The following is a 12,978-nucleotide window of genomic DNA, read 5'->3' on the forward strand; positions in this document are numbered from 1 at the left end:
TTCAGTGTCGTATTTTCAATATCATTCTGCGGAGATCACGGAGCCCTCGTACTTCTGCGCGATGAAGTCCTTGACCTTTTGGTCCTGCAGGAGCTTGCCGAGGGTGACGATGTTCGCGTCCTGCTCGTGGCCGGCCTGGACGACGAGCCCGTTGACGTACGGGTTGCCGTCGGTCTTCTCCAGCACCAGTGCCTGCGATGCGGGCTTGAGCCCCGCCTCGATGGCGTAGTTGCCGTTGATCACCGCGGCGTCGACGTCCTCGAGCGAGCGCGGGAGCTGAGCCGCCTCCAGCGGCTTGAACCGCAGGTTCTTCGGGTTCTGGACCACGTCGCGCTCGGTCGCCGCGGTGCCCGCGCCGTCCTTGAGCGTGACGACGCCGTTGTCGGCGAGCAGCTTGAGCGCGCGGCCCAGGTTCGTGGCGTCGTTGGGCACGGCCACGGTGGCGCCGCTCGCCAGCGCGGACAGCGCGGTGATCTTCTTGGAGTACAGGCCGAGCGGCTCAAGGTGGACCGGCGCGGCGAAGGTCAGCTTGGTGCCCTTGGAGGAGTTGAAGTCGTCGAGGTACGGCCGGTGCTGGAAGAAGTTCGCGCTCAACTGGCCCTCGTCGAGCTGCACGTTCGGCTGGACGTAGTCGGTGAACTCCACGACCTCCAGCTTGAGCCCGGCGGCCGGGGCCAGGTTCTCCTTGACGAAGTTCAGGATCTCGGCGTGCGGCACGGGGCTGGCGCCCACCTTGAGCACGGTGTCGGCCGATCCGGCGGTGCTGGTGGCGGATGGTGACGTACCGCATGCGGCGAGCAACAGCGATAGGGCGACAGCACCCGCAATACGACGAATTTTCATGATTTTTTCCTTACTTGTGCGATAGGCGCCGGGCGACCCGGTCGCCCAGGCTCTGCAGAAGTTGCACGATCACGATGAGCAGCACGACGGTCACGATCATGAGCAGCGTCTCGAACCGCTGGTAGCCGTACCGGACGGCCAGGTCCCCCAGACCGCCCCCGCCGAGCGTGCCGGCCATGGCCGAGTATCCGATGAGCGCGACGATCGTCACGGTCAGCCCCGCCACCAGTCCGGGCAGGGCCTCGGGCAGCAGGACCTTGCGCACGATGGTGGTCCGGCTCGCGCCCATGGCCTGCGCCGCCTGGACGACGTCCGCGCCGACCTCCCTGAGCGCGGTCTCGACCAGCCGGGCGAAGAACGGCACCGCCCCGGCGGTGAGCGGCACCACGAACGCGGCGGTCCCGATGGTGGTCCCGACGACGAGCCGGGTGAACGGGATGATCGCGATCATCAGCACGATGAACGGCAGCGACCGCCCGATGTTGACCACGAACCCGAGCGCCGTCTTGAGCGCCGGGACCGGCCGCAGCCCGTCCCGGTCGAACACCACGAGCGCCACGCCGAGCGGCAGCCCGAGCAGCAGCGTGAACAGCGTCGACCAGCCGACCATCAGCGCCGTCTCCAGCGTCGCCGGCCAGAGCAGCGGCAGCATCTCGTCCCAGGTCACGGTGCCTCCTTCGTCGGCCCCGCGACCAAGGTGCTGTGTCTGATTGTTCCCTCGCTTCGCTCGGTCACGAGGCCTCCTTCGTCGGCCCCGTGACCAAGGTGCTGTGTCTGATTGTTCCCTCGCTTCGCTCGGTCACGGTGCCTCCTCAACGATCAGACCGGAGTCGCGCAGGTACGCCAGCGCGGCGGGCGTCTCGGCGCCGTCGAGCACAACCCGCAGCCGGCCGACGGAGCCGCCGGCGAGGCCCTCGATCGAGCCGCCCAGGATGCTCAGGTCCACGTCGAACTTCCGCACGACCTCCGACACCACCGGCTGCCGCGGGTCGCCGGTGAACGTCAGCGTGACCGAGCCGGCCGGGGCGGGCTCGGGGAGCGGGAAGATCGCCCTGGTCAGGCGGGACCCGGGGGTTCTGATGAGGTCGGCGATGACGCCCGATTCCTCGATGCGGCCGCGCGCCATGATGGCGACAGAGTCGCAGACGCTCTTGACGACGTTCATCTCGTGGGTGATGAGCAGGATCGTCAGGCCCAGCTCGGTGTTGAGCCGCTTGAGCAGGGTCAGGATCGACTCGGTGGTGGCCGGGTCGAGCGCGGAGGTGGCCTCGTCGGACAGCAGCACGGAGGGGTTGCCGGCCAGGGCCCTGGCGATGCCGACGCGCTGCTTCTGGCCGCCGGAGAGCTGGTTCGGACGGTCCTTGCCGCGACCCTCGAGCCCGACCAGCTCGAGCAGCTCGGACACGCGGCGCTCGCGCTCGGCCCTGGGCACGCCCATGACCTCGAGCGGGAAGGCGACGTTGTCGGCGACCGTGCGCGAGGACAGCAGCGCGAAGTGCTGGTGGATCATGCCGATGCGCTGCCTGGCGCGGTTCAGCTCCCCGCTGCGCAGCGCGGTCAGGTCCTGGCCGGCGACGGTGACGGTGCCCGCGGTGGGGCGTTCGAGCAGGTTGACGCAGCGCAGGAGGGTGCTCTTGCCGGCGCCGCTCTGGCCGAGCACGCCGTAGATCTCGCCTTCGCGCACGTGCAGGTCGACGCCGTCGAGCGCGACGGTATCGCCGTACTGCTTGCGCAGGCCGGAAGCCTGGATCACGGAAAATCCCCACGAATGAGAGCGGCCACCAGCGGGGCCGCGGAGACGGACATCACCGGAAAGCGGACGGTGTCAGCGGGTGCCCGGGGGGAACGGCAGGTGGCTGAGCCTGCGCAGCACGAAACCAGGTGTGATCATGACGACCTTCGAGGAGAACGGGCGGATGGCTTGTCTAGCGGGACGGCATTCGCCCCATACGCAGGCGACAACACGAGACGTCCCGGTGGGCGCTCTGGTCGGTCGCGTATGCCTCGTTCACGCCGTTGCTAACGACGCCGTGAGATTCCGCTATTCCGCGCGGGTCTCGTGATCTGGATCACGGTCCGCGACGAGCAAGCCGCCGCGTCCCGGCCACGGCCTGCCGTGGCGGCCTCTCTGCCTGCTACAAGGTCAACTGGTCCCATTCGTGGCCGCTCATGTCATGCATCGCCGAAGGCTGCGAAGGTCTCCCGCACTCGATCGCATCGTCAGGACTTGCGGACGGCGTAGATGAGGTGCAGTATCCGGTCGCCTTCAATGACCTTCGGGTTCTCGAGCATCTGGTGTGCACCGGCGAACGACCCGAAGTAACGTTTCCCGCTGCCGAACACGACCGGGACCACGTTGAGGTGCACCTCGTCGATCAGGCCGGCTTCCAGGGCCTGCCCGCCGATCTCGCCGGCCGTCACCGACACGTCGCGGTCACCGGCGAACGCGCGGGCTTCCTCGATGGCGCGGGTGACGCCGCCGGTGACGAAGGTGAACGGTGCGTCGGGGAATTCCCAGTCGGCCGGCGGCTCGTGGGTGACCACGAAGACGTGCTCGCCCGCCGCCGGGACACCGTTCCAACCGTTGGTGATGTCGAACAGGCGCCGGCCGATCACGGTCGCGCGCACGTTGCCGGCGGACGAGCGGATGTACTCGGCACTGGCGGGGGTGACGTGGAAGACCCGGTCGGGATCGGCCATGGTTACCGCGACATCGCCGTTGCCGTACCAATCGAACAGCGGCCCGACGGCGTCCTTCTCGTCGGCGATGAACCCGTCGACCGACACCGTTGCACCGATGATCACCTTGCCCATGATCTTGACCTCCTCTGTGCCGTGTTCCGCATCCGCGGCTGACACAGGTAAAGGACTGCTCTGGCAGCAGAAAATCACCGCAGCGGCCGGCCTTACCGGCATTTGCCGGCCCGCTCCCTCTCCCGGGCCCGCACCCAAGCCGCCCCGACCGCCGTCTCCGCCACACCTGCCGGCTCAGTCACATCGGCAACGATACATCGTCAGCGATGTAATATGCGAGCATGAACATCGCGAGATTGCGCAGGCTGGGGCGGCGGCTGGTGGAGCTGTCGAAGGCGACGGACGGAGAGACGGGGAAGCCGATGCTGACGCCCGGGGAGGAGGCGGTCTTCGAGGACGTCCTGCGGCATCCGGCGAGCTCGGTCGGGGAGATCCAGGCGCGTACGGGGTTCGCGCAGAGCCACGTGTCCGCCTCGGTGGCCCGGATGCGGGAGCGCGGCGTGCTGGAGACCGGGCCGGATCCGGCCGACGGGCGCCGTACCCAGGTCCGGGTCGCGGACGTCACCATGCATGCGCTGTTCCGGCGGGCGACCACGCCGGTGGACGAGGTGGTACGGCAGGCGGTGCCGGATCCCGCGGACGCCGAGCGGGCGGTGGCGCTGCTGAAGGAGCTGGAGGCGCTGCTGATCACAGACGACTCCCACGGCGCGGGCTGACCCGCCCGTCGCCCGGACACGCGACTGCCCGCCGTACCCGGACTGACACCGGGTACGGCGGGCAGCGGGTCAGGCCGCGACCGAAGAGGCGACCTGGGCCGGGGCGAGCGCGATGTCGAGCACCTCGCGCACGTCGCCGACCGGGTGGATGGTCAGCTCGTTGCGGACCTCCTCGGGCACGTCGTCCAGGTCCGGCTCGTTGCGGGCCGGGATGAGGACGGTGGTGATGCCCGCCCGGTGCGCGGCCAGCAGCTTCTGCTTGACGCCGCCGATCGGCAGGACCCGCCCGGTCAGCGAGATCTCGCCGGTCATGGCCACGTCACTCCGCACGAGGCGGCCGGACAGGAGCGAGGCCAGCGCGGTCGTCAGCGTCACACCGGCCGAGGGGCCGTCCTTGGGCACGGCGCCGGCGGGGAAGTGGACGTGGACCGAGCGGTCCTTCAGCGCGGTGACCGGCAGCTCCAACTCCGCGCCGTGCGAGCGCAGGTAGGACAGCGCGATCCGGGCCGACTCCTTCATCACGTCGCCCAGCTGGCCGGTCAGCGTGAGCCCGGTCTCGCCGGTCTCCGGGTCGGCCAGCGACGCCTCGACGTACAGCACGTCGCCACCGGCCCCGGTGACCGCCAGGCCCGTCGCCACACCCGGCACCGAGGTGCGCTGGGTGGCCTCGGGCAGCGACGACTCCAGCACGAACCGCGGCCGGCCGAGGTAGCCGACCAGGTCGCCCTCGCCGACGGTGACGGGCAGCTCGTCGTTGGCCGCCACCTTGCGCAGAACCCTGGCCACCGCCCGCTCGAGCGAGCGCACGCCGGCCTCGCGGGTGTACTCGGCGGCCAGCCTGCGCAGCGCGTCGTCCTCGACGGTCACCTCGCCGGCCGTCAGCCCGGCCAGCTCGAGTTGACGCGGCAGCAGGTGGTCGCGGGCGATCGCGACCTTCTCGTCCTCGGTGTAGCCGTCGAGCGTGACGACCTCCATCCGGTCGAGAAGCGGCCCTGGGATGGCCTCCAGGACGTTGGCCGTGGCCAGGAAGAGCACGTCGGACAGGTCGAGCTCGACCTCGAGGTAGTGGTCGCGGAACGTGTGGTTCTGCGCCGGGTCCAGCACCTCGAGCAGCGCGGCCGTCGGGTCGCCGCGGTAGTCGGCGCCGACCTTGTCGACCTCGTCGAGCAGCACGACCGGGTTCATCGAGCCGGCCTCGCGGATGGCGCGGACGATGCGGCCGGGCAGCGCGCCGACGTAGGTGCGCCGGTGGCCGCGGATCTCCGCCTCGTCGCGTACGCCGCCGAGCGCGACACGTACGAACTTGCGGCCCATCGCGCGGGCCACGGACTCTCCGAGGGACGTCTTGCCGACCCCGGGAGGGCCGGCGAGGGCGAGCACGGCGCCGCTGCGGCGGCCGCCCACCACGCCGAGACCCTTGTCCTGGCGGCGCTTGCGCACGGCCAGGTGCTCGATGATGCGGTCCTTCACGTCGGCGAGGCCGGTGTGGTCGGCGTCGAGCACGGCCCGGGCGCCGCCGATGTCGTAGTTGTCCTCGGTGCGGTCGTTCCAGGGGATGTCGAGCACGGTGTCGAGCCAGGTGCGGATCCAGCCGGTCTCGGGCGACTGGTCGGAGGTCCGCTCCAGCTTGTCGACCTCCTTGAGGGCGGCCTCGCGCACCTTGTCCGGCAGGTCGGCGGCCTCCACGCGGGCCCGGTAGTCCTCTTCCTCGGTCTCGGCGTCGCCGTTGAGCTCCTTGAGCTCCTTGCGGACGGCGGCGAGCTGCTGGCGCAGCAGGAACTCCCGCTGCTGCTTCTCCATGCCCTCCTGGACGTCCTTGCGGATCGTCTCGGCGACGTCGAGCTCGGCGAGGTGCTCGCGGGACCACTCGGTCAGCCTGGCCAGCCGGTCGGCCGGGTCGGCGGCCTCGAGCAGCTCGACCTTCTGCGCCGTGGTGAGCCAAGGGGTGTAGCCGGAGCTGTCGGCCAGCACCGACGGGTCGTCGATCTGGTTGACCTGGTCGACCACCTGCCAGGCGCCGCGCTTCTGCAGGATCGTGGTGGCCAGCGCCTTGTACTCCTTGGCCAGCTCGTGAGCGCGCTCGCCGGCGGCGACGGTGTCGATCGTGTCGGCCTCGACCCAGAGTGCGGCGCCGGGGCCGGTCGTGCCGGTGCCCACGCGGACGCGGTCGACGCCGCGGACCACCGCCGCGGGCTCGCCGCCCGGCAGCCTCCCGACCTGCTCGACCACCGCCTGTACGCCGATCGCGCCGTAGCGGCCGTCAATCCGGGGAACGAGGAGGACCCTCGGCTTGTTGCCACCGGATGCACGGGCCGCGTCTATGGCGGCGCGCACCTCGGAGTCGGACAGGTCCAGCGGAACCACCATGCCCGGCAGGACGACCTCGTCGTCCAGCGGCAGGACCGGGAGGATCAAGCTCTCACTCATGCGAACTCCAAAGGGTTGAGTTATACCCACTCAATTCATTGGAGCCCGCCATTGTTCCCTTCCTTGTTGATGTTCGCTCATGGCGATCGTAATCATGTAAGCGATACCTCGGGGTGAGGGCTGGATCAAACCTGGGGGTGACGCCATCGGGGCGCCGCGACCGTAAGCTCGACCAGGTGATCTCCGTCCGACGCGCCCGCCAGCCCGGCCGGCGGCTCTCCGATCGGCGGGGCGGGCGGCTCGGCCGGGCCGGGCGGGCGGTCGTGCGGCCGTTCGGGCTGGCGTTGTTCCAGGGCGACGCCGACCCGCCGCCGCGGTCCCGGCGGCTGACCTTCAACGTGCCGCGCCGGCTCGGGTTGCTGGTGCCGTTCAAGACGTACAACCTCGTCCAGGTGGCGGAGCTGGTGCTGGCCCTGTTCGTGTACGGACCGACGCAGGCCATGGTGACCGACTGGATCGGCTCGGCCGCGAGCGCGTCGATCCCGGAGTCCTTCGCCCACCTCTCCGGCGTGGCCGTCGCGCTGCCCCTGGCGCTGCGCGACCGGTGGCCACTGGCCGCCTGGCGGGTCGCGGCCGTGGTGATGCCCTTCACCATCTGGGTGACCGTCACGACCGGCGCGATGGAGCCGCCCTACATGGTGCCGGCGGGCCTGACATACCTGATGGTCCTCTACTCCGTCGCCGTCCGCTGCGACCGGCAGATCACGCTGGCGGTCTGGATCATCACGGTCCTGGCCGCCTGGATCGTCCATCCCAACTCGATGCCGCTCATCGCGCTCGTCGTGTCGGTCGCGGTGCTGTTCGGCTACAACGTCCGGACCAGGCGGACGGCCACGGAGCGGCTCGTGGCGGAGGAGCGGCGCAGCCGGCTGGCCGAGAGCGCGCAGGCGGTGCTGGAGGAACGGGCCAGGATCGCCCGCGAGCTGCACGACGTGGTCGCGCACCACATGTCGGTGATCGCGATCCAGGCGGAGGCGGTGCCGCTCAGGGCCGCGGGCGATCCCGCGCAGCTGGAGGCGGGCCTGGCGGAGATCCGGGGGCTGTCGCTGGAGGCGATCGCGGAGCTGCGGCAGGTGCTGGGCGTGCTGCGCGACCAGGACGGCCGCACCGACACCGCGCCGCAGCCGGGGCTCGACCGGGTGGACGAGCTGGTCGCCAACGCCCGCGCCGCCGGGCTGGCCGTGCTGGTCAAGCGGGCCGGGCGGCTCGACGGGCTGCCGCCCGCCGTGGGGCTGTCGGCGTACCGGATCGTGCAGGAGTCGCTGAGCAACGCGATGCGGCACGCGCCCGGCGCGGCCGTGGCGGTGGATCTCAGGCGGGACGGCGACGAGCTGCGGCTGCGGGTGGCCAACGGGCCGGGCGCGGCGCCCGGCCCGGCGCCCGGCGCGGGCCAGGGACTGGTGGGGATGCGGGAGCGAGCGGCGCTGCTCGGCGGCAGCCTCGACGCCGGTCCCGCTCCGGGCGGTGGCTTCGAGGTACGCGCGACGCTGCCGGCAACGAACGGGGAGACCACATGATGGGGCACACGAGGGGGAACACGTGATCCGGGTTCTGATCGCCGACGACCAGGGGATGGTGCGGACGGGGTTCACCGTGTTCCTGAGCGCGCAGCCGGACATCGAGGTCGTGGGCGAGGCGGCGAACGGGCGGGAGGCCGTGCAGCAGGCCGCCGCGCTGAGCCCCGACGTGGTGCTGATGGACGTGCGGATGCCGGTGATGAACGGCCTTGAGGCGACCAGGGAGCTGCTGTCGCGCCGGGCGTCGCCGAAGGTGCTGATCCTGACGACGTTCGACCTCGACGACTACGTCTACGAGGCGTTGCGGGCGGGGGCCAGCGGGTTCCTGCTGAAGGACGCCTCCGCGGCGCAGCTGGCGGAGGCGGTGCGGGTGGTGGCGGCCGGGGAGGCGCTCATCGCTCCGGCGATCACCAAGCGGCTGATCCACGAGTTCGCCAAGATGGGCGCACCCCGGCCGGCGGCGGGCAGGCGGCTGGCCGAGCTGACCGAGCGCGAGACCGAGGTGCTGACGCTGGTCGCCCAGGCGCTGTCCAATCAGGAGATCGCGGAGAAGCTGTTCGTGGCGGAGCAGACGGTCAAGACGCATGTCGGCCGGGTGCTGATGAAGCTGGGGCTGCGCGACAGGGCACAGGCGATCGTGTTCGCGTACGAGACCGGGCTAGTGCGTCCTGGGGACTGACCGCCGTACAGTCGGTTGATGGACCCGGTTGAGCTCTTCCATCAGGTGGCGGCCACCGTTCCCGCCTATAGGGCCTTTCTGGCGGAAAACCACATAGATCCCACAGAAATCAGGACATTTCATGATTTTGTGGGGTTGCCGATGACCACGAAGGATTCGTACACCCGTCGCCATGCCCTGCCCGATCTGTGCAGGGACGGCCTGATCGGCGACATGATCGCGGTGTCGTCGGGGTCGACGGGCGAGCCGTCGTTCTGGCCGCGCTCGGCGTCGGACGAGCGGGTGATCGCGGCCCGTTTCGAGGAGGTCTTCAGTGACTCCTTCGCCGCCCGCGAGCGCCGTACGCTGGCCGTGGTCTGCTTCGCCCTCGGCACCTGGGTGGGCGGCCTGTTCACTGTCAACTGCTGCCGCTACCTGGCCGAACGCGGCTATCCGATCACGGTGGTCGCCCCCGGCACGGACCGCAGGGAGATCGCCCGCGTCCTGCCGGAGCTGGCCCCGCACTTCGACCAGGTGGTCCTCCTGGGCTACCCGCCGTTCCTGAAGAACATCATCGACTCCGAGGACCTCCCCTGGGCCGCCTGGAACGTCAAGCTGGTCACGGCGGGCGAGGTCTTCAGCGAGGAGTGGCGCACCCTGGTCGCGGAGCGCGCCGGGATCGCCGATCCGGTACGCGGCATCGCCTCCCTGTACGGCACCGCCGACGCGGGCGTCCTGGGCAACGAGACCGCGCTGTCCGTCGAGATCCGCCGCTTCCTGTCGAGCTGGCCGGGGACGGCCAGGGAGCTGTTCGGCGAGTCCAGGCTGCCGACCCTCGTCCAGTACGACCCGGAGGTCCGCTTCTTCGAGGAGCACCAGGGCACGCTGCTCTTCTCGGGCGACAACGGCATCCCGCTCATCCGCTACCACATCGCCGACGAGGGCGGCGTGATCCCGTACGACCGCATGCTGGGCTTCGTCCGGCGGCGCGGCTTCGAGCCCGGCACGCGGAGCCCCGAGCGGCCGTTCGTCTACGTGTTCGGCCGCAGCCATTTCACGGTGTCCTACTACGGCGCGAACGTCTACCCGGAGAACATCGCCGTCGGCCTGGAGCAGCCTGAGGTCAGCGGCTCGGTGACGGGCAAGTTCGTGATGGAGGTGGTGGAGGACGACCGGCACGACCGGCATCTGACGGTGACGGTGGAGCTGATGCCGGGCGAGAAGCCCGCCGACGAGACGGCGCAGGCCGTGGGCGAGTCGATCCTGGCCCAGCTCCTGCGGCTGAACAGCGAGTTCGCCGCTTACGTGCCGCCGGGCCGGCAGATGCCGTTCATCCGCCTGCGCGAGGCCGGCGACCCGGAGTATTTCCCGCCGGGCTCCAAGCACCGCTACACGCGAGGTTGATCTTTCGCCGGGCCACGCGTCCCTTCGTCAAGGCAGCGGCTCGAAGGGATTGACCACGGACACACCCGTCCCCTCGAAGTCTTCGACGTTTCTGCTCACCAGCGTCCACCCGTTCACTCTGGCCGTCGCGGCGATCAGCCCGTCCATTACCGGAAGCGGGCGGACGGCATTCAGGCGTCCCCATTCTTCCGCGATCTCCGAGGTGATGGGAATGATGCGATCACCGAACTGCCGGTGAAGTCCATGAAGCCAGCGTTCCAGAATCGTCGCCTGCGCTGGGTTCCTGCGCCGGCGGAGCTCGACTCCGCTGCGGATCTCACCGACCGTCAAGCTGCTGAGATAGAGCGTGGGCCCGTGAGCCCCACCTATCCAGTCCCTGACGTGAGAGCTTCCCTTTCGCTTACGAACCTCGGAGACCACATTCGTGTCGAGCAGGTAGCCGACGCCCATCAGTCGAAATCCACCTCTCGGGGGAGGTCCCGGTTCCGCGGGAACTCGATATCGTCGTCCCAGTCGGGATCAGCGAGAAGGAACCGCCCGAAGTCCGGAGCGTCGCCTTTGAGACGGCGATACTCGGCAATGTCGATCACCACGGCCACTTCCTCTCCGTGCCGCGTGACCACTTGCGGACCTTCACTGACCGCCCGCCGTACGACCTCGCTGAAGCGCTGCTTCGCCTCCTGAACCTGCCATCCGCCCACGAGAGCCTCCTGTCTAGTCCGTCTAGATTGAGAATAGGCCAATGCAAGATCACATGCAGCGACAGACGTCACCCGACCAGTCGATCGATCAGCTGGGCCACCACGATGGGCGCGCCAGGTAGCCGCGATCCACCTCTGGTACTACGCGCAAGTTCAAACCTCATGGTGACGCGCACGGCCGGCCACGCTCCGTAACGTCGCAGCATGCTCAGACGGCTTGCACTCGCGGGAGTCCTGGCAGCGACCGGCACGGTCTTGATGTGGCCGGGGCAACCCGGCGGAAGGTTGGTGAAGGTATACGGCGAGCTGGCCACGGCCGAGCGGGTCGCGGTCATCGTGCCCGGCGCGGACACCACGGTGGCGACGTTCGACAACGGCACGAAACGACCAGGGGGCGCGGCACGAGCGCTGCTGGCGGAGGCGGCCCGGCTGGCTCCCGAGGAGCGGCTGGCCGTGGTGGCCTGGCTGGGCTACGACTCTCCCCCGACGCTGAGCCTCGGCGCGATCACCGACGACGCGGCCGTCGAAGGCGCCGCCGAGCTCCGCCGCACGGTCGGCGAGCTGCGGACTCGGACGACCGCCCCGATCGCGCTGCTGTGCCACAGCTACGGCTCGGTGGTGTGCGCCACGGCCGTCCCCGGCTTGCCGGTCGCCGACCTGGCCGTCTTCGGCAGCCCCGGCCTCGACACCCCGTCCGCCACCGCCCTGACCGGCCCACCGCGCCACCAACCCACCACCGATGCAGCCCTCCGAGCAGCGGTGCCCCAGGCCGTCCAGGTGGCGCACCAGGCGAGGCACGAGACGGGCGCCGTGCCGCACTCACCGTTACGCGTGTGGGCGGGGCTCGGGGAGGACGACTGGGTGAGGTTCGTACCCAAGATCAAGATCGGCTCGCTCGGCTTCGGCACGGACCCCATGAGCCCCGGCTACGGCGCGCGGATCTTCGAGGCGGGCCCCGGCGGCCACAGCGACTACTTCGCCCCTGGCACCCCGTCACTGCGCAACCTCACCCTGATCGCCCTCGGCCGCCCCGAGCAGGTGACCTCTTGACTCCCCCTTTTCTGGGTATGTGCAACCTGGAGAGGCGCTTTAATGACACGGTGTCGTAACAGCTTGACGTACGCCGCCCTCGTTTGTGACACTTCGTCATGAAACGTTAGAGCGAGTAGAGGTGGGCCGTGACGACGTCGTTCTCCGAGACCTTGAGGAACGCCACCTGGGGCGACCACCAGTCGGCCGAGTCCGAGGGCTATCTCTCGGAGCTGATGGGCGGCCGGTTGAACGAGCACGAGTACGGCGAGATGGTGGCCCAGCACTACTTCGCGTACGTCGCCCTCGACGGAGTCTCCCGGCAGCTCGCCGATCATCCGGTGGCCGGCCGGTTCGTGTTTCCAGAACTGTATCGGGAGCGGGCGCTGGAGCGGGACCTGGCGACGATCTACGGGCCGGCCTGGCGGGACCGGATCACGCCGTCCAAGTCCACCGGGACCCTGGTCGCGAGGATCCACCAGGTGTCTGACTGGCCTGGCGGCTACATCGCCCACCACTACACCCGCTATCTGGGCGACCTGTCCGGCGGGCAGTTCATCCGGATGGAGCTGCAGAAGATCTACGGGTACGCCAAGGGCGGGGGCGTCGACTTCTACATCTTCGACGAGCTGGGAAGCCTGCCGCGGTTCAAGAACGAGTACCGGGCGCGCCTGGATGCCCTGGAGCCGGACGAGCGGGAGCGGCAGCGGATCATCCGCGAGGTCAAGCTCGCCTACCAGCTGAACACAGAGGTGCTGACGGAGCTCATGCACGTCGTCAAGGCCGCCGCCTAGACTCCCGCACCGTTCCTAAGGACTGAGCATGAGTTGCAGATGCTCAGCCGAACGCTCCGAACGGTGTTGAGCGTTCTGGTCGCCCGCGTTCTGGCCGTATCCGGGCGGCGCGGATCGTGTCCGTGGTCCGGGGAT

General features: G+C 69.6%; 13 protein-coding genes. 6 read left to right on the forward strand and 7 right to left on the reverse strand.

All coding sequences use genetic code 11. The features are described 5' to 3' along the window. Positions 1-21: 21 nt before the first annotated feature. From EJK15_RS48260 to EJK15_RS48275, 4 genes are all read right to left on the reverse strand, one after another. A complete protein-coding gene (locus tag EJK15_RS48260) occupies positions 22-843 on the reverse strand; it encodes a MetQ/NlpA family ABC transporter substrate-binding protein (RefSeq protein WP_138717195.1) in 822 nt (273 codons plus the stop codon). A gap of 10 nt (positions 844-853) precedes the next feature. Beyond that, positions 854-1,510 (reverse strand): methionine ABC transporter permease, encoded by a 657-nt coding sequence (locus tag EJK15_RS48265; protein ID WP_171074956.1) that lies wholly within the window; start codon positions 1,508-1,510, stop codon positions 854-856. Positions 1,511-1,642: 132 nt separating this feature from the next. Further along, entirely contained in the window at positions 1,643-2,596 is a 954-nt protein-coding gene (locus EJK15_RS48270; RefSeq protein ID WP_138717196.1) for a methionine ABC transporter ATP-binding protein, read from the reverse strand. 467 nt (positions 2,597-3,063) lie between these two features. Beyond that, a complete protein-coding gene (locus EJK15_RS48275) occupies positions 3,064-3,795 on the reverse strand; it encodes a dihydrofolate reductase family protein (protein WP_240777683.1) in 732 nt (243 codons plus the stop codon). An 83-nt stretch (positions 3,796-3,878) separates the two neighbouring features. Here EJK15_RS48275 and EJK15_RS48280 point away from each other — a divergent pair, with 83 nt between their 5' ends. Beyond that, positions 3,879-4,313, forward strand: a complete 435-nt coding sequence (locus tag EJK15_RS48280; protein WP_138717197.1) for a MarR family transcriptional regulator — start codon at positions 3,879-3,881, stop codon at positions 4,311-4,313. 69 nt (positions 4,314-4,382) lie between these two features. On the opposite strand, the gene lon is transcribed toward EJK15_RS48280, so the two are convergent. After that, on the reverse strand, positions 4,383-6,740 hold the full coding sequence (gene lon / locus EJK15_RS48285) for an endopeptidase La (protein WP_138717198.1): 2,358 nt from the start codon (positions 6,738-6,740) through the stop codon (positions 4,383-4,385). A gap of 176 nt (positions 6,741-6,916) precedes the next feature. Here lon and EJK15_RS48290 point away from each other — a divergent pair, with 176 nt between their 5' ends. The 3 genes from EJK15_RS48290 (at position 6,917) to EJK15_RS48300 (ending at position 10,319) form a co-directional block, all read left to right on the forward strand. Continuing rightward, positions 6,917-8,257: a sensor histidine kinase gene (locus tag EJK15_RS48290; protein ID WP_138717199.1), complete on the forward strand. Its 1,341-nt coding sequence runs from the start codon at positions 6,917-6,919 to the stop codon at positions 8,255-8,257. 22 nt (positions 8,258-8,279) lie between these two features. After that, positions 8,280-8,936, forward strand: coding sequence for a response regulator (locus EJK15_RS48295; protein ID WP_138717200.1), 657 nt, complete (start codon positions 8,280-8,282; stop codon positions 8,934-8,936). A 141-nt stretch (positions 8,937-9,077) separates the two neighbouring features. Then, a complete protein-coding gene (locus EJK15_RS48300) occupies positions 9,078-10,319 on the forward strand; it encodes a phenylacetate--CoA ligase family protein (protein ID WP_240777684.1) in 1,242 nt (413 codons plus the stop codon). Positions 10,320-10,346: 27 nt separating this feature from the next. On the opposite strand, the gene EJK15_RS48305 is transcribed toward EJK15_RS48300, so the two are convergent. Together EJK15_RS48305 and EJK15_RS48310 are read right to left on the reverse strand one after the other, a co-directional pair. Beyond that, on the reverse strand, positions 10,347-10,769 hold the full coding sequence (locus tag EJK15_RS48305; protein WP_138717202.1) for a type II toxin-antitoxin system VapC family toxin: 423 nt from the start codon (positions 10,767-10,769) through the stop codon (positions 10,347-10,349). After that, the gene (locus tag EJK15_RS48310; RefSeq protein WP_138717203.1) at positions 10,769-11,020 is read right to left on the reverse strand and encodes a type II toxin-antitoxin system Phd/YefM family antitoxin; all 252 of its coding nucleotides are present in this window, start codon (positions 11,018-11,020) and stop codon (positions 10,769-10,771) included. Before EJK15_RS48310 ends, EJK15_RS48305 begins: the two co-directional genes overlap by 1 nt. Before the next feature lie 204 nt (positions 11,021-11,224). Here EJK15_RS48310 and EJK15_RS48315 point away from each other — a divergent pair, with 204 nt between their 5' ends. Further along, positions 11,225-12,070: an alpha/beta hydrolase gene (locus EJK15_RS48315; protein ID WP_138717204.1), complete on the forward strand. Its 846-nt coding sequence runs from the start codon at positions 11,225-11,227 to the stop codon at positions 12,068-12,070. A 128-nt stretch (positions 12,071-12,198) separates the two neighbouring features. Beyond that, positions 12,199-12,843, forward strand: a complete 645-nt coding sequence (locus EJK15_RS48320) for a biliverdin-producing heme oxygenase (RefSeq protein WP_138717205.1) — start codon at positions 12,199-12,201, stop codon at positions 12,841-12,843. Positions 12,844-12,978: the final 135 nt, after the last annotated feature.

Source organism: Nonomuraea basaltis, from assembly GCF_005893125.1.
In the GTDB taxonomy this organism is placed as follows: Bacteria; Actinomycetota; Actinomycetes; order Streptosporangiales; family Streptosporangiaceae; genus Nonomuraea; species Nonomuraea basaltis.